The following is a 24,587-nucleotide window of genomic DNA, read 5'->3' as shown; positions in this document are numbered from 1 at the left end:
AGGTGCCGACGCAGTGCCGGCTGCATCGGCGGGCATCGCTGGCGCTTCAACGTTTTGTGAGCACCACAACCACCAGATGGCCCTGCCCCTGCAAGCGCACACGTGGGCGCAGCCATAAGGAAAAGTCGGCCTTGCCCCACACGCCACCGGCCAATCCCATCAGGGCGACGTATTTCTCTTCCTGCGGCGCCATGAGCTTGGCATCGTTGAGCATCAGAAATACGCGATAGCACATATGGGCAGTGTGCTTGTTGCCATCCACGAACGGACGATGGTGTGCCAGCCCATAGGCAAGGCTTGCGGTCAACTGGACCAGGTCCGATAGGGGGGCGCCATAGGAGAACAGCTGTTGCGGACGTGCCAGTGTCGAGTCCAGCAATGCCTCGTCGCGCACGCCGGCAACACCGCCGTGTTCGCTCAATTGACGCTCAAGGATGGCCAAGGCAAGTCCATGCGTGATCCACACGACCATGCGGGTGTTCATCTGGCCAGCTTGTTCAGCACCTGACAGTCCTTGCGCATCGCCTGCTCGGCCACAGCCTCTGCGCTGCCAGTGTCGGGTCGAACGCGGTCAGCTTGATGCCGTCGGGCATTTCAAGCGCATACAGTTCATCGCCCTTGCCCAGGCGGGCAAGCAGTTCCTTGGGCAGGATGACGCCAGCGGAAGTGCCGATGGAGGTGATCTTGAGCTTCATGGCCGCCCCCTTTGTTAGGTAACAACTTGGTATCCGGCAGAGCGCAAGCCCGTCCTGGCTGAAGCGGCTCAGCAACCTGCATGCGCCGATCTCGCCTGCTGCGACCAAGAGGTGTACAAATGTACACCTTGTCCCGGCCGGCCGTTGCACTCCCATGGAATCTCTCTCCCCCAAGCGTCAGGCCGTGCTGGCTTTCCTGCAGGAGCAAGCCCGCGCGGGGATGTCGCCCAGCCTGGCCGAGATTGCGCAGGCGTTCGGGTTCGCCTCGCGCAATGCCGCACAGAAGCACGTGCAGGCGCTGGCCGAGGCCGGGTTGATCGAGCTGCTGCCCAATCAGAAACGGGGCATCCGCCTGCCGGGCGGCGCCGCGCGCGATGCGTTGCTGGCCTTGCCGGTGCTGGGGCGGGTGGCGGCCGGTGTGCCGATCGGGGCGGATATCGGCCTGGACCGGCAGCTGTGGCTGGACCGCGCGCTATTCGCGTTGCGCCCGGACTATCTGCTGCAGGTGCAAGGCGACTCGATGATCGACGACGGCATCCTGGACGGCGATCTGGTCGGCGTGCATCGCAGCAGCGAGGCGCGCGATGGGCAGATCGTGGTGGCGCGGGTGGATGGCGAAATCACCATCAAGCGGCTGGAGCGCGGTGCCGAACGTATCCGCCTGTTGCCGCGCAACCGCGCGCATGCGCCGATCGTGGTGGCGGCCGATGCCGACTTCGCGATCGAAGGACTGTACTGCGGTCTGATCCGGCAGGGTTGAGATGAGCCAGGAGCCCGCGCGCATCAGGCAGGACGGCAACGCGGCAGTGGCGCTGCCGCTGGACGCCCTGCTGGCCGCACGCACGGTGTGGCGCGCGGGTCGTGGCACCGCCATTGCCCATGGCGGCGAATCCACCGGGCATGCGGCACTGGATGCGCTGCTGCCCGATGGCGGCTGGCCGCGGCGGGCACTGACCGAGTTGCTGCTGCCCGCGCACGGCGTGGGCGAGATCGCCTTGTTGTTGCCCACGCTGGCGCGCATGACTGGCGCCAGCAGCCGGGTGGTGCTGGTGGCGCCGCCGTTCATTCCCTACGCGCCGGCCTGGCAGGCGGGCGGGGTAGTGCTGGAACATCTGGAAGTGGTGCAGGCCGAGCCGCGCGACGCCTTGTGGGCGTTCGAGCAATGCCTGCGCAGTGGCGCATGCGCGGCGGTGCTGGGCTGGCCGCAGACCGGCGATGCACGCGCATTGCGGCGGCTGCAGGTCGCCGCCGACAGCGGCAACTGCTGCGCGTTCGCGTTGCGCGATCGCAAGCATGCGGTCAATGCATCGCCGGCGGCATTACGGCTGGAATTTCTGCCCGAGCGCGATGCCTGGCAAGTGCGCAAGTGCCGCGGCGGGCAGGTTCCGTCGCAGCCGTTGCGGCTGGCGCATTGAGGCGCGCGCATGTTGTGGGCCTGCATCTTGCTGCCGCAGCTGGCGCTGGACGCCGTCCTTCGGCGTCTGGAGGAACCGCTGGCACCGCTGGTGTTGGTGGAAGGGCCGGCGCAGTTGCGCAGCCTGCATTCGGTCAATGCAGCGGCCGCCGCTGCCGGTCTGAAAGCCGGCATGCGGCTGTCGGCGGCGCATGCGCTGATGTCCCATGTACGCACCATCGATTACGAGGCGCAGGCTGAGGCGCGCACGCAGCGGTTTCTTGCGGCGTGGGCGTACCGGCACAGCTCGCTGGTGAGCCAGCAATGGTCGCGCGCCATCGTGCTGGAGGCCGGTGCCAGTTTTCGATTGTTCGGCCCGTGGCCGCGTTTCGAGCGCCGCCTACGAGATGAACTGCAGGCCTTGGGCTTCCGGCACCGGCTCGCACTGGCACCTACGCCGCGCGCCGCGCGCGTGCTGGCCGGTTTGCGCGATGGCATGGTGGTGACGCAGTTGCCGGCCTTGCACAGCACGCTGGACAAGGTGCCGGTGCGCCGCGCCGCGTTGCCGGGCGATGCCGGCGAGCGCCTGCAACACATGGGCGTGCGCACGCTGGCGGCGGTGCGCGCGTTGCCGCGCGATGGGCTGCGCCGGCGGTTCGGTGCGGGCCTGCTCGAGCATCTGGACCGCCTCTACGGCCAGGTCGACGATCCCCTGGAGTGCTACGCGCCACCGGACCACTTCGACCAGCGCGTGGAACTCGGCTACGAGGTGGAAATGCATCCGGCGCTGCTGTTCCCGCTGCGGCGCCTGATCGGCGACCTGTGCACCTACCTGTCCATCCGCGACGGCGGCGTGCAACGGTTCCTGCTGCGGCTGGAACACGAACAAGGCGCCACCGATGTCGAGATCGGCCTGCTGACGCCGGAGCGCGCGCCGACGTTGTTGTTCGAGCTAGCGCGCAACCGGCTGGAGCGGGTGGAGATCCCGCGCCCGGTGGTGGCGATGCGGCTGCTGGCGCGGCAGCTGCCGCCGTTCGTGCCGGCCATGCGCGATCTGTTCGATCAACGTGCGCAGCAATCGGTGGAGTGGCCGCAATTGCGCGAGCGCCTGCGTGCGCGGCTGGGCGATGAGGCGGTGTATCGCGTGCTGCCGGCCGACGACCCGCGCCCGGAACGTGCCTGGCGGCGCGCCATCGGCGATGCGGTGCGCGAAACCCATGCGCCGCAGCGTCCGCCGCGCCCCACCTGGCTGTTGCCGCAGCCGGTGCCCCTGCACGAGACGCAGCTGCGCATCATCTCCGGCCCGGAGCGGCTGGAAAGCGGCTGGTGGGACGACGACGAGGCACGCCGCGATTACTACGTGGTGGAAACCGCACGCGGACGCCAGGCCTGGGTGTTTGCCGCGCCAGGCCGTGTCGATGGCTGGATGCTGCACGGGTGGTTCGCATGATCCGGCGCACTCCGTTGCAGCATCGCAGCGTTGCCTGCCGGGCCGGTCGTCGCAGCGGTGCCGTACGCCTGCGATGCCACGCAGCGAAGAAGCAACCGCAACGCGTCGATCTGCAGCGCCTGTGTGGTGGCAGCGCAATGTTGAAAGGGTGCGCGCATGAGCTGGGATGACGCGGTCGACGGCGTGGACCGCGATACGCCCGGTGGACGCATGCCGCGCGCCTGGACGGTCGCCGCGCGGTTGCGCGCGGCAAACGACGACATCGCCCATGCCATGGTTGCCGATGGGCTGCCCGCCTATGCCGAGCTGCACTGCCTGTCGGACTTCTCGTTCCTGCGTGGCGCCTCCAGTGCCGAACAATTGTTCATGCGCGCGCAACACTGCGGTTACAGCGCCCTGGCGATCACCGACGAATGCTCGCTGGCCGGCATCGTGCGTGGCCTGGAAGCCTCGCGCGCCACCGGTGTGCGCCTGATCGTCGGCAGCGAATTCGCCCTGGTCGATGGCACCCGCTTCGTCCTGCTGGTGGAAAACGCGCATGGCTATCCGCAGTTGTGCGCACTGATCACCACTGCGCGGCGTGCGGCAAGCAAGGGTGCGTATCGGCTCGGGCGTGCCGAGGTGGAGGCGCAGTTTGGCGCTGTGGAACCCGGCGTGTTCGCGGTGTGGTTGCCCGGTGCGCAGCCGCAGGCCGAGCAGGGCGCCTGGTTGCAGCAGGTCTTCGGCGAGCGTGCATTCCTGGCGGTGGAACTGCATCGCGAGCAGGACGATGCGGCGCGGTTGCTTGCCCTGCAGCTGCTGGCGCAGCAACTGGGCATGAGCGCACTGGCCAGCGGCGATGTGCATATGGCGCAGCGGCGCGAGCGCATCGTGCAGGACACCCTGACCGCCATCCGCCACGGCTTGCCGTTGGCCGAGTGCGGCGCGCACCTGTTCCGCAACGGCGAGCGCCATCTGCGCACACGGCGTGCCTTGGACAACATCTACCCGGACGCGCTGTTGCAGGCCACGGTGGACCTGGCGCAGCGCTGCAGCTTCGATATCTCCGGGCTTGAATACACCTACCCGCGCGAACTGGTGCCGGAAGGGCATACGCCGGCGAGTTATCTGCGACAGCTCACTGAAGAGGGGATGCGTGAGCGGTGGTCCAACGGGGTGCCGGCCCAGGTAGTGGCGCAGATCGACAGCGAGCTGGAGTTGATCGCCTACAAGGGATACGAGGCGTTTTTCCTCACCGTGCAGGATGTGGTGCGCTTTGCGCGCTCGAAGCACATCCTGTGCCAGGGCCGTGGCTCATCGGCCAATTCGGCGGTGTGTTATGCACTGGGCATCACTGCGGTCAATCCCGGCGAAACCCGTCTGTTGATGGCGCGATTCTTATCCAGGGAACGCGACGAGCCGCCGGATATCGATGTGGACTTCGAGCACGAGCGCCGTGAGGAAGTGCTGCAATACGTCTACAGCAAATACGGCCGCGAACGCGCGGCACTGGCGGCGACGGTGATCTGCTATCGCGGCAAGAGCGCCGTGCGCGATGTGGCCAAGGCGTTCGGCCTGCCGCCGGACCAGATCGCGTTGCTGGCCAATTGCTACGGCTGGGGCAATGGCGATACCCCGATGGAACAGCGCATCGAAGAGGCCGGGTTCGATCTGGCCAATCCGCTGATCAACAAGATTCTGGCAGTCACCGAGCACCTGCGCGATCACCCGCGTCATCTGTCGCAGCATGTCGGCGGCTTCGTGATTTCGGATGAACCGCTGTCGATGCTGGTGCCGGTGGAAAACGCGGCGATGGCCGACCGCACCATCATCCAGTGGGACAAGGACGATCTGGAAACCATGAAGCTGCTCAAGGTCGATTGCCTGGCACTGGGCATGTTGACCTGCATCCGCAAGACCCTGGACCTGGTGCGCAGGCATCGTGGGCGCGACTACAGCATCGCCACGCTGCCGGGCGAGGATGCGCCCACCTACAAGATGATCCAGCGCGCCGATACCGTGGGCGTATTCCAGATCGAATCGCGCGCGCAGATGGCGATGTTGCCGCGGCTCAAGCCCCGGGAGTTCTACGATCTTGTGATCGAAGTGGCGATCGTGCGCCCGGGGCCGATCCAGGGCGACATGGTGCACCCGTATCTGCGGCGGCGGCAGGGCTACGAGCCGGTCAGTTTCCCCTCGTCCGGCGTGGAAGCCATTCTCGGTCGCACGCTGGGCATTCCGCTGTTTCAGGAGCAGGTGATGGAACTGGTGATCCATGCCGGCTATACCGATAGCGAGGCTGATCAGCTGCGTCGCTCGATGGCGGCCTGGCGACGCGGCGGCGATATGGAGCCGCACCGTGTGCGGATTCGCCAGCTCATGGCCGCCCGCGACTACTCGCCGGAATTCATCGACCAGATCTTCGAGCAGATCAAGGGCTTCGGCTCCTACGGCTTCCCGCAAAGCCATGCCGCCTCGTTCGCCAAGCTTGTCTACGCCAGTTGCTGGCTCAAACGGCACGAGCCGGCGGCCTTCGCCTGCGGGCTGCTCAATGCGCAGCCGATGGGCTTCTACTCGGCCAGCCAGATCGTGCAGGACGCACGCCGCGGCAGTTCCGAGCGCGCGCGCGTGGAGGTGCTGCCGGTGGATGTGTTGCACAGCGTCTGGGACAACACGCTGGTCGGTGGCCGGCCCTGGCGCAGCGACGAAGACCCTGGCGAACAACCGGCGATCCGTCTGGGCATGCGGCAGGTCGCTGGCTTATCGGAAGTGGTGGCCAATCGCATTGTGGCCGCACGCGCGCAGCGGGCCTTCGCCGATATCGGCGATCTGTGCCTGCGCGCTGCACTCGACGAAAAGGCGCGCCTGGCACTGGCCGAAGCCGGCGCCTTGCAGGGCATGGTGGGCAACCGCAACGCCGCGCGCTGGGCGATGGCCGGCGTGGAAGCGCGTCGGCCGCTGCTGCCGGGTAGTCCGCAGGAGCGCCCGGTGGAATTTGAAGCGCCGCGCGCGGGCGAAGAAATCCTGGCCGACTATCGCTCGGTCGGTCTGAGTCTGCGCCAGCATCCGATGGCGCTGCTGCGCCCGCAGATGCGGCAGCGGCGCATCCTCGGCCTGCGTGAGCTGCAAGGCCGCAGTCACGGCAACGGCGTGCATGTCGCCGGCCTGGTCACCCAGCGCCAGCGCCCGGCCACGGCCAAGGGCACCATCTTCGTCACCCTGGAAGACGAACACGGCATGATCAACGTCATCGTCTGGTCGCACCTGGCGCTGCGCCGCCGCCGCGCACTGCTGGAATCGCGCCTGCTGGCCGTACGCGGCCGCTGGGAGCGCGTGGACGGGGTGGAGCATTTGATCGCCGGCGATCTGCACGACCTCAGCGACCTGCTCGGCGACATGCAGCTGCCCTCGCGGGATTTTCATTGAAACGTTGTCTGATCTGCGATTGCCGTTGAATTGCGTGCTCAGTAGCAGGGGCGCGATCTTTGTGCTGGATACGAACACGGATGCGAGCGACTTTGCCTGGGTCAGCGATGCGCGTGTATTGATCTCCATTGCACAGAAGGACGGTTTGCTCGACAAACCGTTGCCGAGCGGCGAGCCGTACGCCATCAATGCCGATGGCACCGGTGTCGAGTTGCCGGTGGGCTATGGTGCCCGAGGCACCGGGCTTGGCATATGTGTTCGATATGCAGGAGAAAAAAGCCCAGCATGTGATCAGCCGGCGCGACTGGTTCGAGCCCGAGCGCACCGCGACCGTACAGCCCATCGCGCTGCAGGCGCGCGATGGTGTGCCGTTGCATGGCGACCTCTCGCTGCCGCGCACCGGCACGGGAAAGAACCTGCCGATGGCGGTGATGCCGCATGGCGGCCCGTTCGAGATCTTCGACAGTTGGCACTACGGCACCGAAGGCCACGGTTTCTATACCGAGCCGCATCGGCGCGCGTTCTATACGCAGGTGCTGGCGTTTCTGGTCAGGTTCCTGGGTGGTGCCAAGGCCAACTAAAGGCCAACGAGTGGCGTCGGCGTACGCATATCGGGATCTTGTCGACCGCGCTGTCCATGATGACCGTCGCTACGCGCCCGACGGAGCAGCCTGCCGCAAGGCGATGACGCAAAGCCCGGGTGAAGAGCGGCCGTGACGGGTTATCGTCATTCGGCCGGTCTGTGCTACACCATGCAGGCCGGCGCGGCCGCGCCGGCTACCTTTCACCCGCGAGGCGATCATGAAGTTGGAGGCATTGTTCGACCAGTTGCACACCTTGCCCACCGTGCCCGAAGTGGCGCAGGACCTGATTGCCCGGTTCGACGATCCGGAGACCAATATCGATGCGTTGGCGCACACGATCGAGCGCGATCCGGTGATCGCGGCCAAGGTGCTGCGGTTGGCCAACTCGGCGCGCTTCCGCGGCCTGCGCGATTCCACCAGCGTGGAAGACGCGGCCATGCGGCTGGGCTTCAACACGCTGCGCACCCTGGTGCTCGCCTCGGCGATGACCGGGGTGTTCCGTGCCGTGCCGGGGTTCGATCTGAAGGCGTTCTGGCGGCACAGTTTCGAGGTGGCCGGCATCTGCCGCCTGCTGGCGCGCCAGCACGGCCTGGATCCGGAAACCGCATTCACCTGCGGCATGATGCACAACATCGGCGAGCTGCTGATCCAGTCCGGCGCGCCGGATTACGCCAGCCGCCTCAATCACGACGCCTCGTCGGCCGGCCATGCCGCCGAAGAAACCCTGCAGTTGGGGTTCGGTTACCCGGAAGTCGGCGCCGAGCTGGTGCGTCGCTGGCAGCTGCCTGTCGTCATCCAGGAAGCGATCGCCTATCAGGTCCGCCCGGCCGCTGCGCCGGACGGTGCGCGTATGCCGCTGGTGGTTGCGCAGGCGGTGCAGGTCTCCGATGCGCTGCACGCGCATGGCGGCGCCACGCCGGCGGCCTTGGACGCGGTGCGCGGTCCGTTGATGGACACGGTGGATCTGGAGGCCTTGTTCGCCGCATTGCCGGACGTGATCGAGGCCGACCGCGCGTTTGCCGAACTGCTGCATTGATTGGACAGCCGCGCCGACGTCGCCAGCGTCGGCGCAGCCGCTGACGCACCATCGCCGGCAGCAGATCCCTGACGTGCAGGAAAAACGGCAGCGTCCAGTGATCACGGCGATAGCGATATACGGCAACGCGTGCCCGCCGCTGCAGCAGCAGACCAGTCGGCCCTTACCGGCGCGCGGCCTCATCCGCGGCCCCCTCACCAGCGCATTGTCCCGCCAGCACGGGCGGCAGGCGACCGCCGGTACGGGCAATGGACGTGATGACGAGCCCATCGCTCGTTGTCACCTATCGGCCACGGCGCGTCGCTCATGGCGCCTCCGTCGGTCGACGAGCCGGAAGACCGCATCGCCGCACCCTGACGCCGTAAGCCGCTGGTCTGCATGCCCATGCAGCAGTGTCCGCCACCTCCACACCGTGCGACCTCATGCGCTTGCGATCTGCATGCGCGATGTAGTCGCCGACACACGCTGGTACGCGCCTGTTGTCCCCGTCGCCACATCCCCGGGCATTCCAGCCGCCACAGCAGGCACAGTGTCACGCCGCGGCGCAGCTGGACGGAACTCCGTGTAGGCGCTAGCGTGGTCCGGATTTTTTGCCACAGGGGAACTGCCCATGAGCCATGACGCGCAGCCGCGCCAGCTCACCTTCCGCGCCGTCGTGCTGGCCATCGTGCTGGCGGTGGTGCTTTCGGCCGCCAACGCCTATCTCGGCCTGTTTGCGGGCCTGACCATCGCCACCGCCATTCCGGCTGCGGTCGTCTCGATGGGCGTGCTGCGCCTGCTCGGCGGTGGCACCATTCTGGAAAACAACATCGTCCAGACCGGTGCCTCGGCCGGTTCGTCGATCGCCGCCGGGGTGATCTTCACCATCCCCGCGTTGGTGATCATGGGCTACTGGCCGGACTTCAAATACTGGTGGGTGCTGGGCATCGCCGGCATGGGCGGCTTGCTCGGGGTGCTGTTCTCGGTGCCGTTGCGGCGCTCGATGATCGTCGAAGATCCGCTGCCGTTCCCCGAAGGCAAGGCAGCGGCCGAAGTGCTCAAGGCCGGTGAAAACCCCGGCCCGGGCCTGAAGATCCTGGCAATGTCCGGTGCGATCGGCGCGCTGGTCAAGCTGGGTGCGGCCAGCGGCCTGCGGGTGATCCCGGACACCTGGGCGCAGGCCACCTACCTGGGCAGCAGCCGCCTGGTCGGCTATCTGGGCACCAACCTGTCGCCGGCGTTGCTGGGCGTGGGCTACATCGTCGGCCTGAATGTCGGCATCGTGGTGCTGTCCGGGTCGATCCTGTCCTGGCATATCGCCATTCCGCTGTATCAGCAGTTCTTCATGGGCAGCGACCCGGCCCTGGCGCAGAGCTTGGTCGGCGCGCCAGCGGCCGACGCGGCATTCGGCATCTGGGGCGCGAAGATCCGTTACCTGGGTGTCGGCGCGATGCTGATCGGCGGCGTATGGACGCTGTTCTCGCTGCGCAAGTCGCTGTTGTCCGGCGTCAAGAGCGGCTTTGCCGCCGCGCGCAAGAGCGGCGGCGGTGTGGTCGTCGAGACCGAGCGCGACCTGCCGATGAAGTGGATGCTGGCGGCGCTGGTGCTGTGCACCTTGCCGCTGCTGGGCCTGTACCAGGCGATCGTGCAGCAGTGGCACGTGTCGATCCCGATGACCATCATCATGATCGTGGCCGGCTTTCTGTTCGTGTCGGTATCCGGCTATCTGGCCGGCCTGATCGGTTCGTCCAACAACCCGGTCTCGGGGATCACCATTTCCACCATCCTGTTCGCCTCGGCGGTGCTGGTGCTGTTGCTCGGCAAGGATGGTCTGGTGCCGGTCGGCATCGGCGCGGCGCCGTTGGGTGCGGTGGCGGCGATCATGATCGGCGCGGTGGTGTGCTGCGCGGCAGCGGTGGGCGGCGACAACCTGCAGGATCTCAAGGCCGGCTATCTGGTCGGCGCCACGCCATGGAAGCAGCAACTGATGCTGGGCATCGGCGCGTTTTCCTGCGCACTGATCATGGCGCCGGTGTTGAACCTGCTGGCGCAGGCCTACGGCATTGGCCCGGCCACGCCGCAGCACCCCAACTCGCTCGCTGCACCGCAGGCCACGCTGATGGCCTCGGTCGCCAAGGGCCTGTTCGGCGGGCAGCTGCCGTGGTCGATGATTGCCATCGGTGCCGCAGTGGGCGCGGCGATCATCGCGCTGGACGAATGGCTGAAGAAGACCGGCAAGCGCTTCCGTGTGCCGGTGCTGGCGGCGGCGATCGGTATCTACCTGCCGCTGGAGCTGATGGTGCCGATCTTCCTCGGCGGCCTGATCGCGCACCTGGTGGAGCGCTTCCACAAGATCCGCGCCGACGACGAAGATGGCCGCGACCGTGTGCATCGCCCGGGCGTGCTGTTTGCCGCCGGCCTGATCACCGGCGAGGCGTTGATGGGGATCGCCATCGCGGTGCCGATCGTGCTGTCCAGCCGCGCCGATGTGCTGGCGTTGCCGGCCAGCCTGCAGCTCAACCAATGGTTCGGCCTGGCGATTCTCGCCCTGGTCGGCTGGCTGCTGTACCGCGTCGGCAAGCGCGGCGAACAGACCGCCTGAGGGTGACGCTTCACCAAGGCATGCGCCCGCGCGCTGCCTCTGGACGGACACGCATCGCTGGATGCGTGTCCGTTTTTCGTTGTGGCATTGAAACCGGATTGCCGCAGTTCTGATTGCCTTGCCGCAGACGCGGTTCGAATGCGGCCCTGCTGCCGAACGCGCAAGTGCAGCAGCATGCCGGCACGCTACGGTGCACCGAATCGGCGCTGCGCCGGCACAGCGGCATATCCAATTCGAACATCCCTGCAAGCTGGTGCATTGCCACCGTGAGCGGACCTGCATTGCCGGTTCAGGGCAACGTCGTTGGCGCATCTGGTCAATCAGCTGACACGACGAGCGCAGCTGCACCGCGCCAACGCATCAAGCGTTTGCCGATCGCGCAATGCACGCACAACGCTCAGGCCATCGCGTCTGCACCACCGCAGCGCCTTTGCGCCGGCTTTACGCCCCACCCAGGCCTCGTGCATAGCGACTTTATGCGGCTGCTCCGTATCGTGCCGTCTCCCGCACCGATGGTGCACCACGGCGACTGCATGCCTCGATCGATCCCGGTGACGCGCCACGGCGCAGGTCATCGCACTGCCTTACCCCCATAAACGATGGGTGTGGAAAAGCGACTCGCATCACGCTATGCGACATCCGCACACTGTTGAGGCCGCTTTTGTCACCTATGGCGTTTTCGGACCTGCCGACGCCTATAAGATCGATTGGCAACACGCCGCCCTCCAGCGGCCATGCAGTCGTTCGACATCCACGCGCATTCCCCCTCCCACTGCTGGCCGTTCACGCGATCTGGCCAGCGTCTTGCCATGGAAACCACTGCAATGCTGACTGCTGCTATCTCCCACCGTTCCACCCGCGCACGCCGTGCCCCCTTGTTGAGCATCGCCCTGGCCGGTGTGCTGTGCAGCCTTGCGCTGCAGGCGCAGGCACAGGAGGCCGCCGACGCGGCGCTGTGTACCGATCGCCCGACCAAGGCCAATTCCACCTGTACCGTGCCTACCGGCGCCTGGCAGCTGGAAACCGACATCGGCAGCTACACCCGCGACAGCCAGCCCGGCACCCGCATCGAAACCTCGGTGTTCACCAATCCCACGCTCAAGTACGGCGTCAGCGACCGCATCGATCTGCAGCTCAACTGGGCGCCGCAGCTGCAGGTCAAGACCACCGACCGCGCCACCGGTGCGCGCAGCAGCCTGAGCGGCGGCGGCGACATCTATCTGCGCATGAAGGCGCGTTTCTACGAAAGCGATACCGCCACCGTCGCGGTGCTGCCGTTCGTCAAGGCGCCGACCGCGCGCACCGGTCTGGGCAACGACGAGTGGGAAGGCGGCGTCGCATTGCCGATCAATTTCGCGCTGCCCAACAGCTTCTCGCTGACCTTCGGGCCCGAGGTGGATTGGTTGGCCGACAGCGATGGCAGCGGCAAGCATGTTGCGCTGATCAACGCGATCAATCTGGCGCATCCGCTCACCGCAAAGTTGTCGATGGCGGTGGAAGTGTGGTCCTCGATCAACCGCGATCCGGCGCAGACCATCGAGCAGTATTCGGCCGACATCGCCGCTGCGTATCTGCTCAATCCGCTGCTGCAGCTGGATGTGGGCGCCAACTTCGGCCTCAACGACCGCACCCCGGACGCGCAGGTCTATGTGGGCATGTCGCACCGCTTCTGACGCGCGCAGCGCGCGCTGCGCACACAAAACGCCGCTGCGGTCCGCGCCTGTGCGGACTGCAGTGTTCCGCAGGCAACCGCTTCAGATATGTAATAACTACCCGGTGCGGTGCGACACTATGTCGTCAGTCTGCCGGGCATGCCGGTGCCGGTCTCGCCAGAGGTACGCGGGCCGGGGAGGGGAGTGACAGAAAGTGGGCAGTGATGCTGCCTCTACTGGCCGTCGTGCGGGCACCTTGTAGCATCCAGATCGGAATGCCGGGCGCAGTGCAGGGCGGAATCTCCTGATCGAGGTGTTGCAACGTGGAAACGAAATCGAAGTTGCCGGTCCCGGGCCGGGCATTGCTGCTGGTGCTGGGCATGCTGGTCGCGCTGGTGGGGCTGATCTTTCTGCTGGGTGGCGCGAGGTTGGCCAGCCTGGGCGGCAGCTGGTACTTCCTGCTGATGGGCCTGGCGACCGTCGTGGCCGGTGTGCTGATCGTGCTGCGTCGGCCGGCCGGTGCGCTGGTGTACGGCGTCGCCTTCGCGCTGACGCTGGTGTGGGCGCTGTGGGATGCGGGGCTGGAGTTCTGGCCGCTGGTCTCGCGGCTGATGCTGCCTGCGGGGTTCGCCGTGCTGGTGGCACTGGCCTGGCCAGCGCTGCGGCGCAGCCGGGCGTTGCCGACCGGGCGCACGGCCTATGGCGTGGCGACGGTGCTGGCGCTGGCGGTAGTGGCCGGGATCGGCGGCATGTTCGTGCCGCATCCGCCGGTCGCAGGCAACGCGGGGCCGGGCATGACGGCGGTGCCGCCTGGAAGCGTGCAACAGAACTGGTCCGCCTACGGCAACACCGATGGCGGCAGCCGCTTTGCTGCGCTGGACCAGATCAACCGCAGCAACGTCGACCGGCTGCAGGTCGCCTGGACCTACCACACCGGCGAGATCGCCAACAGCGACGGCAACGGTGCCGAAGACCAGTTGACCCCGCTGCAGGTGGGCGAGAAGGTGTTCCTGTGCACACCGCACAACAATCTGATTGCGCTCGACGCCAGCACCGGCAAGCAGCTGTGGCGGCGCGAGATCAATGCGACCTCGTCGGTCTGGCAGCGCTGCCGTGGCCTGGGCTACTTCGACGCCGACGCGGCGTTGCCGGCACCGAGCGTGGCCAATCCCTCGCCGATCGCCGCAGTGACGGTGGCGCAGGACGCCAACTGCCGTCGCCGCTTGTTCACCAACACCATCGATGGTCGCCTGATCGCGGTGGATGCGGATACCGGTGCGTTCTGCCAGGGCTTCGGCAGCAACGGTCAGGTCGATCTCAAGGCCGGCCTGGGCGCTGCGCCGGATCCGTTCTACCAGCTGACCTCGCCGCCACTGGTGGCCGGCACCACCGTGGTGGTGGGCGGGCGCGTGGCCGACAACGTGCAGACCGACATGCCTGGTGGCGTGGTGCGCGGTTTCGATGTGGTCACCGGCGCGCAGCGCTGGGCCTTCGACCCGGGCAATCCGCACGATCGCCAGGCGCCGGCCGCCGGCAGCAGCTATGTGCGCAGCACGCCGAACGTATGGGCACCGATGTCCTACGACGCGGCGATGAACACCGTGTTCCTGCCGCTGGGCGGGCCGTCGACCGATCTGTACGGCGCCGAGCGCACCGCGCTCGATCACCGTTACGGCGCCTCGGTGCTGGCGCTGGATGCCACCACCGGTGCGGAGAAATGGGTTTACCAGACCGTGCACAACGATCTGTGGGACTTCGACCTGCCGATGCAGCCCAGCCTGATCGACTTCCCCAACCCGGACGGCAGCCACACCCCGGCGGTGGTCATTGGCACCAAGGCCGGGCAGATCTACGTGCTCGACCGCGCCACCGGCAAACCGCTGACCGAGGTCAGGGAAGTACCGGTGAAAGGCTCGGATATTGCGCACGAGCAGTACGCGCCGACCCAGCCGCTGTCGGTCGGCATGCCGCAGATCGGCACCAAACACCTGACCGAATCGGATATGTGGGGTGCCACTGCGATCGACCAGATGCTGTGCCGCATCGCGTTCAAGCAGATGCGTTATGAAGGCTTGTACACCGCGCCGGGCACCGATGTCTCGCTGAGTTTCCCCGGCTCGCTGGGCGGCATGAACTGGGGAGGCCTGTCGACCGACCCGGTGCATGACGTCATCTTCGCCAACGACATGCGCCTGGGCTTGTGGGTGCAGATGATTCCTGCCGACACCCGCAAGGCCGAGGCGGCCGGTGGTGGCGAGGCCGTCAATACCGGCATGGGCGCCGTGCCGCTGAAGGGCACGCCGTATGCGGTCAACAAGAACCGCTTCCTGTCGGCGCTGGGCATTCCGTGCCAGGCGCCGCCGTACGGCACGCTCAGCGCGATCGACCTCAAGACGCGCAGCATCGTCTGGCAGGTGCCGGTGGGGACGGTGCAGGACACCGGCCCGTTCGGCATCAAGATGCATCTGCCGATTCCGATCGGCATGCCCACGCTGGGCGGCACGCTGTCCACCCAGGGCGGGCTCGTGTTCATTGCCGGCACCCAGGACTACTACCTGCGCGCGTTCGACAGTGCCACCGGCAAGGAACTCTGGAAGGGCCGCTTGCCGGTCGGCAGTCAGGGCGGGCCGATGACCTACGTCTCGCACAAGACCGGCAAGCAGTACGTGGTGATCAGTGCCGGCGGTGCGCGGCAGTCGCCCGATCGTGGCGATAACGTGATCGCCTACAGCTTGCCTGACGCGCACTGACACCGCCCACCCGTGACCACGTCGGCAGCTGCGTCGGCGTGGTCACGGAGCGGCCGACAAACCTCGCGCGCGCCTGACGGCTGCGCACTCGCGTCAGCCGCCGTTGGCTGTAACCCGACGGCCGGGTGTCTCGCATATCCCGGCCAACGCTCCCGTTACCGCAGCGGCGCTTTGGCACACCGCCATGCATCGCCACCGATGGCCGTGCACGCTGCCCCGATCAGAGAACCACGATGCATCGTCTGTCTTTCCTCCCGCGCCGCAGTGCGCTGGGCTACGCCTTGTTGCTGGCACTGCCGGCCACCGCAGTCGCCGCGGGCGACACCACGCTGACCGGCGACTGGGGTGGGCGCCGGTCCGCCTGGGTCGAGCAAGGCGTGAGCGTCCGTGGCGACTACGTGTCCGAGACGTTTGGCGTGGTGGATGGCGGCTACGAAAACACCAGCGCGCGCTATGCGCAGCAATTGCGGGTGGGCGTGGATCTGGACATGGCCAAGCTCGCCGGCTGGGGCGGTGGCAGCCTGCATGTCACCATCAACGACCGCCGCGGCCGCAGCACCTCCGCCGACCTGGTCGGCAATCGCTTCCCCATCCAGGAAGTGTACGGAGGCCAGTACACCCGCCTGAGCGAGTTCAGCTACGACCGCAGCTTCAACCAGGGCAGGACGTATCTGAAACTGGGCTTCTATGCGATGGGCAACCAGTTCGCTTCGCACACGTTGCTGGTGAACTTCGTCAATGCGGCGTTCTGTGCGCATCCGCTGGCGTTCTCGGCCAACAGCGGCTGGTACAACTATCCGGCCGCGCGCTGGGGCATCGAAGGCGCGCAACAGCTGACCCCGCAGCTCAACCTGCATGCCGGCTGGTTTCAGGTCAACCCGAATCTGGGCTTCGGTACCCGCGACACCTACGCGTTCGAGCCGTTCGCCAGCGGCACCACCGGTGCGATCTTCCCGCTCGAATTTACCTGGAAGCCGGCCACCGCGCGCTACCCGGGCGTGTACAAGTTCGGCGGCTACTACGACTCCTCGTCGGTACCCAGGCGTGGGCTGGATACCAGCCGCAGCACCGGCCGTGACGGCGCCTATCTATTGGTCGAACAGAAACTGTTCACCCCGGGAGCTGACCCCAGCATCGGCCTGACCGGATTCGCCCAGTACATGGCCAGCGACCACGACAGTGCGCTGATGACACGGTGGTATTCGGTCGGCGGGGTGTACCAGGGCATCGGCACACGCACGCAGGACCGCATCGCACTCGGCTATGTGGCCGGCAGGATCAATCATCGGCTGCTCGATGCACGCCGCGCAGAACTGATCGATGACGGCGTGGCGGCCGATTCGCCACTGGTCGGGCTGAGCGCTGCCGAAGAGCTCTATGAGCTCGCCTACAGCGCGCAGATCACGCCGTGGCTGATGTTGCGCCCGGACCTGCAATACATCGTCAACCCAGGGACCTACGCCTATACCCATACGCGCAATGCAGTGGTGGTCGGGCTGCAGGCCAAACTCACGTTCTGAGTACGTGCCCACAGCGTGGCGCGCCGTTGCCGGACGGCGCACTGCGCGCGGTGTGCATTGCGCCTTGCAGGGCGCGGCCACGTGCGGCGCCTGCGGGCGCATGACCTTGTGCCTTTGCGCGTGCGCCGCAGCAACGCCTACCATCGACGTTTTGCCGTTGCGGGAACTCTCGATGAAGCTTCGTTACGCCGTGCTGCCCCTGTGTCTGTTGACCGCCTTGCCAAGTCTTGCCGCTGCGCGCGGATTCGATGTGCGCGACATGGTCGCGCTGGACCGGGTGTCTTCGCCCACGCTCAGCCCCGACGGCAGCGTGCTGGTGTTCGCCAAGCGGCAGGCCAAGAGCAGCAACGGCAAGCCGGCCACCGGCCTGTGGACGCGCAATCTGCGTACCCGCGATGCTGCGCCGCCCAGGCGGCTCACTCCCGACGGCTGGAACGTCAACAGCCCGGCGCTGTCGCCGGACGGCAAGACGGTGTACTTCCTCAGCAGTAAATCCGGTACGCAGCAGCTGTACGCGCAGCCGCTGGCCGGCGGCGCACCGCAGCAGTTGACCGCCTTTGCGGTGGATGTGGACAGCTACAAGCTCTCGCCCGACGGCAAGCGCATCGCCTTCAGTGCCGGCGTGTTCCAGGACTGCGGCTCGGACCTGGGGTGCACCAAGAGCAAGCTCGCCAACCTCAAGAACGCTAAGGCCAGCGGCGTGGTCTATGACCAGTTGTTCGTGCGGCATTGGGATACCTGGAACGATGGCCGCCGCAACACCTTGTTCGTCGCCGACCTGCCGGCTGCCGGCGGCAAGGCCGTGGCCGGTGCCTCGGCGATCAGCGCCACGCTGGCCGGCGATGCGCCCTCCAAGCCGTTCGGCGGCAACGACGATTACGCCTGGTCGCCCGACGGCGGCAGTGTGGTGGCCAGCGTACGCGTGCCGCAGCCGCATGGGCCGGAAACCGGCAAGAAGGCAAGCGCCGGCGCCAAGCCCACCGGCAACGACGAGCCGTGGCAGACCAACTTCGACCTGTACCGCCTGGATGCGGCCGGCAAGGCCGCGCCGGTCAATCTGACCGCGGCCAACCCGGCCTGGGATGCCGGCCCGGTGTTCAGCAGCGACGGCAAGACGCTGTACTACCGCGCGATGAAGCGCCCCGGTTTCGAAGCCGACCGCTTCGGCCTGATGGCGATGGACGTGGCCAGCGGCAAGAGCCGCGAGATCGCCCCCAAATGGGACCGCTCGGCCGGCGAGATCGTCTTGAGCGCCGATGGCGCCAGCCTCTACACCAGCGCCGATGACCTCGGCGAGCATCCGTTGTTCAAGATCGACATCGCCAGCGGCCAGGAGACCAAGCTGGTGGGCGAGGGCAGCGTGCATGCGCCGACCCTGGCCGGCAACACGCTGGCGTTCACCCGCAACTCGCTCAAGAGCGGCGACCAGGTCTTCGTCAGCGATGTGCAGGGCCAGGGCCTGCGTGCGATCACCCAGAGCGCCGGCGAGTTGCTGCCGGAGGTGCAGTTCGGCGACTACGAGCAGTTCCAGTTCAAGGGCTGGAACAACGACACCGTGCACGGCTATGTGGTCAAGCCGTACAACTACCAGCAAGGCAAGACCTATCCGGTGGCATTCCTGATCCACGGCGGGCCGCAGGGCAGCTTCGGCAACGGCTGGAGCAACCGCTGGAATCCGCAGACCTATGCCGGCCAGGGCTACGCGGTGGTGATGATCGACTTCCACGGCTCCACCGGCTACGGCCAGGAATTCACCGACGCGATCAGCCAGCATTGGGGCGACCGCCCGCTGGAAGATCTGCAGAAGGGCTGGACCGCCGCGCAGAAGCAGTACGGCTTCCTCAACGGCGACAAGGCCTGCGCGCTGGGCGCCAGCTATGGCGGCTACATGGTCTATTGGATGGCGGGCAACTGGAATCAGCCATGGAAGTGCCTGGTCGACCACGACGGGGTGTTCGACAACCGCACCATGGGCTACGCCACCGAGGAACTGTGGTTCAGCGAATGGGAAAACGGCGGCACGCCCTGGCAGAACCCGGCCGGCTACGAGAAGTTCAACCCGGTGCTGCACGTTGACAAGTGGAAGGTGCCGATGCTGGTCATCCACGGCCAGCAGGATTTCCGCATCCCGGTTGAACAGGGCCTGGCCGCGTTCACCGCGCTGCAGCGCAAGGGCATCGACTCCAAGTTCCTGTACTTCCCGGACGAGAACCACTGGGTCCTCAAGCCGGACAACAGCGTGCTGTGGCACGACACCGTCAACAGCTGGCTGAAGCAGCATATCGGCCAGTGAGGTTGCGATCGGCACGCCGCCTGGAGCGGCGTGCCGGTTGGTGCGGCGATGACGCGTTAGGACTCAGCCTTCAATGCGGGTTGTAAGGCGTTCGTTCGGTTTGCTCAGTTCGGCAACTGATCGCGTTTGGACAACTGGCCTTCCACGATCTGCAGGATCTCCGCCACCGCGATCCCGAACGCGCCGGCATTGCCGGCGTCGAAGGCGGCCTTCCATTCCGCGTAGCCCGGCAGGTAATCCTGATTGGGCGCGGCAGTGCCGACGTGTTCGGCAGCGCTGCGCTCCAGGGTCTGCGCGATCACCGGGATGTGCGGCAGCGCATCCACAATCCCATCGGGCAATCCTGCGTGACGTACCTGGATGTCGCTGATACGCACGTGCAGGATCTGGCCGCCGTGGGGATGCACATCGATCTGGTTGATCAGCAGCAACGGCGTCTCCGACGCGGTACGCCCACGGCAGCGCCAGAGTTGGCCGACCGCATAGGCCGGAGGGGTGGTGTCGAGCATCGGGTACTCCACGAGCAAACCGCAATGATGCAACGTGCTTGCGGAGGTGGCGACTCCGCGCCGTGCCAGCCATCAAGGGGGTTAGTCAGGTGCACGACCCGACGCATGCGCAGCCGCGCCTCGCCCGTCAGGCGATGTCCGCAGGTGCCACGTCGAGCCTGACAGGATGAGTCCGCTTGCAGCAGGCCGAGATGGCCTGGAGCACCGTATCTGGCTGAATGCCATCATGAGCCAGCAGTGCCGCAGCGCACCCAAGCCATGTCAAAATAGCGATTCTTTAACATCACCAGTCTCCTGCCAGGATCGCAAGGCCGTCCGCATGCGCACGTTGTTCCGCCCTTCACTGTGGGCGCTCGCCCTAGTTTGTAGTCCTGCCCTGAATGCCGCATCGCGGCCCACGGTCGTGCCTGCACGTGCGCCCGTGTCTGCGCCTGCCGCCGTCGGCACCGATGCGGTGATCAGCGATCCGGATGTGCCGCTGCCGGCAGCGCTGAAGGCCGGCATGGGCTACCGCGCGTTTGCGCATGCGGTGATGGAGCAGGGCTGGCAGTTGGTGGATCCGCTCGCCGCCGACAGCTGCATGGCCGCCGGCGATTGCGCCATCGAGTTCATCGCCCCCGGCGGCAGTGCGCGCCTGCAGGTGCAGGTCGGCTCGCAGTCCGGTGCGGCGGTGGTCAGTGGGTGGCGCGCGCAACAGGTGCCATTGGATCGCATCGGCAATCCCACCGCAGCGGCGGTGGACAGCAAGGCTGCGCCGGCCGCGTCCAACGCGGCCGACACCCCGCGCTGAGCGCGGTGCGCCGGCGTCTGGTACGCGCGGCGTATCATGGCGCTGCATGCGCTGCGGCCTGCCTCGGTGGCGCGTGTCATCGCCAGCTGCGTCTTTCCTGATCCCGAGTCCAGTCCTGCATGACCTCCATGAAGAGCATCGATCCTGCCGATCTGGAAGCGTTGTTCGATGCGGTGCCGGACGTGCTGTTCTTCGTCAAGGATCGCGAGGGCCGCTATACCCATGTCAACCAGACCATGCTGCGGCGCCTGGGCCTGAAATCGCGCAAGGAACTGATCGGCAAGCGCGTTGCCGAGGTCTATCCCAGCGGACTGGGCGCAAACTACGCCAATCAGGACGAGCAGGTGCTGGCTGGGGAAGTGATCGACAACCTGCTGGAACTGCACCTGTTCGCCAACCGCGAACCGGGCTGGTGTCTGACCTGCAAACGTCCGCTGCTGGTCGACGGCAAGGTGCAGGGCATCATCGGCATCTCGCGCGACCTGGGCCCGCAGGACGGGCACGAATCGCAGTACGAAAAATTGCGGCTTGCGCTGGCGTACCTCAACGCCAACTACGCGCAGAACGTGCGCATGCAGGCGTTGGTGGAGATCACCGGTTTTTCGATGTCCAAGCTGCAACGCTCGTTCCGCAAGGTGTTCCAACTGACCCCGCAGCAGGTGCTGGCCAAGCTGCGTTTGCAGATGGCGATGCATCTGCTGCACGGAAACAAGAGCCTCACCGAAATCGGGCATGCCTGCGGTTTCAGCGATCAGAGCGCCTTTGCGCGGCAATTCAAGCTGGCGGCCGGCATGACGCCACGCGAGTACCGCGCGCTGGCGAACGCGGCACAGTTTCCTGCCGAACTGGCTTAGCGCATCCGACAAGACGGCTGCTCAGCTGCTGAGTTAGCCGAGCACGGCTCCTCTGTAATGCTTGCGGGGAACTGCGTGAATCCATCGGATTCCAGGTTGCATCCCCGTTTGGTAGATGCAGTCAAAAGTCTAGTCGTCGAGTGTGCGGCGCCCTCACCGCTCGCGGGACACACCGTGAATCCGTCCGTGGAGGCTCGGTGGCGGCATCCATGCCGCTACACGGTCCCGCAAGCGGCGAGGGCACCGCACCAGACAGTTGGTCGGTGGCCGGGTGAAAAGCTGCCTATCGCTCGACGTGCGTCCGACATTGCGCCGGCGCATGTAGCGAACAAGTCGCAGCGTGCACTGCTCTTAATTTTGCGCACCGACCCTCTCGACGGGTCCTTGCCCGCTCACCGTCGCGGGACCTTGAGCGGCATGGATGCTGCGCCAGAGCCTACACGGACGTACTTGCGGCGTGTCCCGCGATGGTGGGCGGGCAAGGGCCTTTCCAGCCGAGTCGCAGCCCACTGCTCTACTACCGACCCAGCCGCGCGCACCGACACCCCAAAGACATGACCGCGCAACAACGTAAAGACAGCCGGGATTCCAAATCGCAGCGTCGTTTATCAGGTGCGGCTAAAAGAAGGGTTGAAAGCTGGCCATCGCAGAGGATGCGTTGGCTGCACTATCGACGATGAAGTGCTGCCTGCATAAACGACTTGGGCGCGAACGACATAGAAGTCGTTCGCGCCCAGGCCTGTGCAATCCATGCGGATGCGATTACGCCAGCATGCGCACCTTCGGTTCGCGTGCCCACTGGCGGGTCTTGGCGGCAGTGATGAATGCGTTGGTATCTGCCGCCGCGATCACGCCTGCGTCCTTGCCGACATTCCCTGCCTTGAGCAGCAGCTGTGCGCCGTCGTCGTAGGCGATCGCCTTCAGATGCGCCCACGCATTGCTGACGAAGTCCAGCGCTGCCGATTCGCGTGTCAGCGCCTTAGCTGCCTCGGAAGACAACACCACCGCCACCGCATCGAACACCACCGACGGTGTGCCGGCCAACTGACCATCGGCGGCCAGTTGCTTGCCGTCGCTGAGCTTGGCGCCGCCCAGCTTCGGTGCCACGATCTTGACCGTGGCACCGGCAGCTTCGGCGGCCTTGCGCACGGCCTTGATCGTCGCTGCATCGGAGCCGTCGTGAATCAGGATGCCGACCGTGCGGCCCTGCAAGGTGTCCTTCATCTTGCCGATCAGCTGCAAGGCTGGCGACAGCGGCATATCGGTCGGCGCGACCGCAGCCGGCGGTGCAGGCGGCAAAGTGGTCATGCCCATGCCATCGGCCACGCGCTGCGCCAGCGTCGGGTCGATGTGACGCAGGTGACCGACGATGGCTTCGCGCACGTGCGCGGTTTCCACCTTGGACAACTCGAACACCAGCGCCGATGCCATATGCGCCTGTTCCGGTGCAGTCTGGCTGCGGAAGAACATGCGTGCCTGGCTATAGTGATCGGCAAAGCTTTCTGCGCGCACGCGGCCCTTGGCACCATCTTCGGCCGGTGTTGCGTGGCTGGGGAATCCACGCAGCGCCTCACTCGGTGCATCGGCCTGCAGCGAGCTGGGCTCGTACGCGACACGGCCCTTGGGCACGCCCATCTGCATATGGCCGTCGCGCTGATTGTTGGCGAACGGACACTTGGGCGCATTGACCGGGATCTGGTGGAAGTTCGGTCCGCCCAGGCGGCTCAGCTGCGTATCCAGATACGAGAACAGGCGGCCCTGCAGCAGCGGATCGTTGCTGAAGTCGATACCCGGCACGATGTTGGCGGGGCAATACGCCACCTGTTCGGTCTCTGCAAAGAAGTTGTCCGGCCAGCGGTCCAGCACCATGCGGCCGACGATCTGCAACGGCACCAGTTCTTCGGGAATGACCTTGGTCGAATCCAGGTGGTCGAACGGGAATGCATCGGCTTGCGCCTCGGTGAACAGCTGCACGCCCAGTTCCCACTCGGGGAAGTCGCCGCTCTGGATCGATTCGAACAGATCGCGACGATGGAAGTCCTGATCGGCGCCGGCGATCTTCACTGCCTCGTCCCAGATCGTGGACTGCAGGCCGAGCTTGGGGCGCCAATGGAACTTGACGAAGGTGCTGTCGCCATTTCCATTGAGGAAACGGAAGCTGTGGATGCCGAAGCCTTCGATCATGCGCAGCGAGCGCGGAATGGTGCGGTCGCTCATCGCCCACATGATCATGTGCATCGATTCGGGGCTCAGCGAGATGAAATCCCAGAAGGTGTCGTGCGCACTGGCGGCCTGCGGGAAACCGCGGTCCGGTTCCATCTTCACCGCGTGGATCAGGTCGGGGAACTTCATCGCGTCCTGGATGAAGAACACCGGGATGTTGTTGCCCACCAGATCCCAGTTGCCTTCCTTGGTGTAGAACTTCACCGCAAACCCGCGCACATCGCGCGGCGTGTCCACCGAGCCGGCGCCACCGGCGACGGTGGAAAAGCGCGTGAACAGCGGGGTCTTTTCGCCGACTTCGGTGAAGATCTTGGCGGTGGTGTACTGGCTCAAGGACTTGGTCAGCTCGAAATAGCCATGCGCCGCGCTTCCGCGCGCATGCACGATGCGCTCGGGGATGCGCTCGTGATCGAAGTGGGTGATCTTCTCGCGCAGGATGAAGTCTTCCAGCAGCGTCGGCCCGCGCGGCGTGGCGCGCAGCGAATTCTGGTTGTCGCCAACCGGAATGCCCTGGTTGGTGGTCAGCTGCGGATGCGTGCCGCCGGCCTTCTGATGCAGTTCATCGCCCGCACCGCGCAACGTGTCGGGAGTTGCGCTGGCAGCAGCGGTGGACGGAAGTTGCGCGGACTTACTGGGGGACTTGGGCATGGGACTCCACTCTGGCGGGCTTGAAATGCGGGCTGGTCCGCCGAGCCTGGGAGTGGCGCTGTTAAGTACGCGTGTCTGCATGCGAACGAATACTCACATGCCGCCAGAAACTTGCGCTGGGTCGCGGCTGCCTGATGCGTCTGTCACGCAATGTACCGACGCACGTTTGCAAGTGCGTGCAGCGAACGCGACCGTTGCACGCGA

The 24,587-nt window shown here is 66.2% G+C and carries 15 protein-coding genes and 2 pseudogenes; 13 read left to right on the top strand and 4 right to left on the bottom strand.

The window, feature by feature from the left end; translation table 11 throughout:
* Positions 1-46: 46 nt before the first annotated feature.
* Entirely contained in the window at positions 47-484 is a 438-nt protein-coding gene (locus XarjCFBP7645_RS15890; protein ID WP_104538290.1) for a type II toxin-antitoxin system death-on-curing family toxin, read from the bottom strand.
* Positions 481-695: pseudogene (locus XarjCFBP7645_RS15885) on the bottom strand (AbrB/MazE/SpoVT family DNA-binding domain-containing protein). Before XarjCFBP7645_RS15885 ends, XarjCFBP7645_RS15890 begins: the two are co-directional and overlap by 4 nt.
* A 154-nt stretch (positions 696-849) precedes the next feature.
* On the opposite strand from XarjCFBP7645_RS15885, the gene lexA reads away from it, so the two are divergent.
* The 11 genes and pseudogenes from lexA to XarjCFBP7645_RS15830 all read left to right on the top strand — a co-directional run bounded on the left by lexA (position 850) and on the right by XarjCFBP7645_RS15830 (position 19,359).
* Positions 850-1,455, top strand: a complete 606-nt coding sequence (gene lexA, locus XarjCFBP7645_RS15880) for a transcriptional repressor LexA (protein ID WP_104538289.1) — start codon at positions 850-852, stop codon at positions 1,453-1,455.
* A 1-nt stretch (position 1,456) separates the two neighbouring features.
* Positions 1,457-2,110, top strand: a complete 654-nt coding sequence (gene imuA, locus XarjCFBP7645_RS15875) for a translesion DNA synthesis-associated protein ImuA (protein WP_024938648.1) — start codon at positions 1,457-1,459, stop codon at positions 2,108-2,110.
* 9 nt (positions 2,111-2,119) lie between these two features.
* Complete coding sequence (locus XarjCFBP7645_RS15870) at positions 2,120-3,538, top strand: Y-family DNA polymerase (protein WP_104538288.1); 1,419 nt, start codon at positions 2,120-2,122, stop codon at positions 3,536-3,538.
* Between the two features lie 156 nt (positions 3,539-3,694).
* Entirely contained in the window at positions 3,695-6,943 is a 3,249-nt protein-coding gene (locus XarjCFBP7645_RS15865) for an error-prone DNA polymerase (RefSeq protein ID WP_181126358.1), read from the top strand.
* Positions 6,944-7,182: 239 nt separating this feature from the next.
* A pseudogene (locus XarjCFBP7645_RS21980) lies at positions 7,183-7,524 on the top strand (hypothetical protein); the annotation flags it as partial.
* 220 nt (positions 7,525-7,744) lie between these two features.
* The gene (locus XarjCFBP7645_RS15855; protein ID WP_104538287.1) at positions 7,745-8,563 is read left to right on the top strand and encodes an HDOD domain-containing protein; all 819 of its coding nucleotides are present in this window, start codon (positions 7,745-7,747) and stop codon (positions 8,561-8,563) included.
* Between the two features lie 610 nt (positions 8,564-9,173).
* On the top strand, positions 9,174-11,144 hold the full coding sequence (locus tag XarjCFBP7645_RS15850) for an OPT family oligopeptide transporter (protein ID WP_104538286.1): 1,971 nt from the start codon (positions 9,174-9,176) through the stop codon (positions 11,142-11,144).
* Between the two features lie 824 nt (positions 11,145-11,968).
* Positions 11,969-12,817 (top strand): transporter, encoded by an 849-nt coding sequence (locus tag XarjCFBP7645_RS15845; RefSeq protein WP_104538823.1) that lies wholly within the window; start codon positions 11,969-11,971, stop codon positions 12,815-12,817.
* Positions 12,818-13,119: 302 nt separating this feature from the next.
* Entirely contained in the window at positions 13,120-15,546 is a 2,427-nt protein-coding gene (locus XarjCFBP7645_RS15840) for a glucose/quinate/shikimate family membrane-bound PQQ-dependent dehydrogenase (RefSeq protein ID WP_258079569.1), read from the top strand.
* A gap of 233 nt (positions 15,547-15,779) precedes the next feature.
* Positions 15,780-17,066 carry a carbohydrate porin gene (locus XarjCFBP7645_RS15835; RefSeq protein ID WP_104538285.1) on the top strand — a complete coding sequence of 429 codons (1,287 nt, stop codon included), beginning with the start codon at positions 15,780-15,782 and terminating at the stop codon, positions 17,064-17,066.
* A gap of 172 nt (positions 17,067-17,238) precedes the next feature.
* Positions 17,239-19,359 (top strand): alpha/beta hydrolase family protein, encoded by a 2,121-nt coding sequence (locus XarjCFBP7645_RS15830; protein ID WP_104538284.1) that lies wholly within the window; start codon positions 17,239-17,241, stop codon positions 19,357-19,359.
* Positions 19,360-19,463: 104 nt separating this feature from the next.
* On the opposite strand, the gene XarjCFBP7645_RS15825 is transcribed toward XarjCFBP7645_RS15830, so the two are convergent.
* Positions 19,464-19,868: a hypothetical protein gene (locus XarjCFBP7645_RS15825; RefSeq protein ID WP_104538283.1), complete on the bottom strand. Its 405-nt coding sequence runs from the start codon at positions 19,866-19,868 to the stop codon at positions 19,464-19,466.
* A 319-nt stretch (positions 19,869-20,187) separates the two neighbouring features.
* Here XarjCFBP7645_RS15825 and XarjCFBP7645_RS15820 point away from each other — a divergent pair, with 319 nt between their 5' ends.
* Both XarjCFBP7645_RS15820 and XarjCFBP7645_RS15815 read left to right on the top strand, forming a co-directional pair.
* Positions 20,188-20,658, top strand: coding sequence for a hypothetical protein (locus tag XarjCFBP7645_RS15820; protein ID WP_104538282.1), 471 nt, complete (start codon positions 20,188-20,190; stop codon positions 20,656-20,658).
* 128 nt (positions 20,659-20,786) lie between these two features.
* On the top strand, positions 20,787-21,512 hold the full coding sequence (locus tag XarjCFBP7645_RS15815) for an AraC family transcriptional regulator (RefSeq protein WP_104538821.1): 726 nt from the start codon (positions 20,787-20,789) through the stop codon (positions 21,510-21,512).
* A gap of 762 nt (positions 21,513-22,274) precedes the next feature.
* Here XarjCFBP7645_RS15815 and XarjCFBP7645_RS15805 read toward each other — a convergent pair.
* Positions 22,275-24,383 (bottom strand): catalase, encoded by a 2,109-nt coding sequence (locus XarjCFBP7645_RS15805; protein WP_104538280.1) that lies wholly within the window; start codon positions 24,381-24,383, stop codon positions 22,275-22,277.
* Positions 24,384-24,587: the final 204 nt, after the last annotated feature.

Source organism: Xanthomonas arboricola (genome assembly GCF_002940665.1).
In the GTDB taxonomy this organism is placed as follows: Bacteria; Pseudomonadota; Gammaproteobacteria; order Xanthomonadales; family Xanthomonadaceae; genus Xanthomonas; species Xanthomonas arboricola_B.
The sequence above is the reverse complement of the archived record's forward strand: the minus strand, read 5'-3'. Positions and strand labels throughout refer to the sequence as shown.

Bases quoted from the DNA above. Each gene is read 5' to 3' on its own strand.
- XarjCFBP7645_RS15890 (WP_104538290.1), bottom strand. From the start codon at position 484: ATGAACACCCGCATGGTCGTGTGGATCACGCATGGACTTGCCTTGGCC.
- lexA (WP_104538289.1), top strand. From the start codon at position 850: ATGGAATCTCTCTCCCCCAAGCGTCAGGCCGTGCTGGCTTTCCTGCAG.
- imuA (WP_024938648.1), top strand. From the start codon at position 1,457: ATGAGCCAGGAGCCCGCGCGCATCAGGCAGGACGGCAACGCGGCAGTG.
- XarjCFBP7645_RS15870 (WP_104538288.1), top strand. From the start codon at position 2,120: ATGTTGTGGGCCTGCATCTTGCTGCCGCAGCTGGCGCTGGACGCCGTC.
- XarjCFBP7645_RS15865 (WP_181126358.1), top strand. From the start codon at position 3,695: ATGAGCTGGGATGACGCGGTCGACGGCGTGGACCGCGATACGCCCGGT.
- XarjCFBP7645_RS15855 (WP_104538287.1), top strand. From the start codon at position 7,745: ATGAAGTTGGAGGCATTGTTCGACCAGTTGCACACCTTGCCCACCGTG.
- XarjCFBP7645_RS15850 (WP_104538286.1), top strand. From the start codon at position 9,174: ATGAGCCATGACGCGCAGCCGCGCCAGCTCACCTTCCGCGCCGTCGTG.
- XarjCFBP7645_RS15845 (WP_104538823.1), top strand. From the start codon at position 11,969: ATGCTGACTGCTGCTATCTCCCACCGTTCCACCCGCGCACGCCGTGCC.
- XarjCFBP7645_RS15835 (WP_104538285.1), top strand. From the start codon at position 15,780: ATGCATCGTCTGTCTTTCCTCCCGCGCCGCAGTGCGCTGGGCTACGCC.
- XarjCFBP7645_RS15830 (WP_104538284.1), top strand. From the start codon at position 17,239: ATGAAGCTTCGTTACGCCGTGCTGCCCCTGTGTCTGTTGACCGCCTTG.
- XarjCFBP7645_RS15825 (WP_104538283.1), bottom strand. From the start codon at position 19,868: ATGCTCGACACCACCCCTCCGGCCTATGCGGTCGGCCAACTCTGGCGC.
- XarjCFBP7645_RS15820 (WP_104538282.1), top strand. From the start codon at position 20,188: ATGCGCACGTTGTTCCGCCCTTCACTGTGGGCGCTCGCCCTAGTTTGT.
- XarjCFBP7645_RS15815 (WP_104538821.1), top strand. From the start codon at position 20,787: ATGAAGAGCATCGATCCTGCCGATCTGGAAGCGTTGTTCGATGCGGTG.
- XarjCFBP7645_RS15805 (WP_104538280.1), bottom strand. From the start codon at position 24,383: ATGCCCAAGTCCCCCAGTAAGTCCGCGCAACTTCCGTCCACCGCTGCT.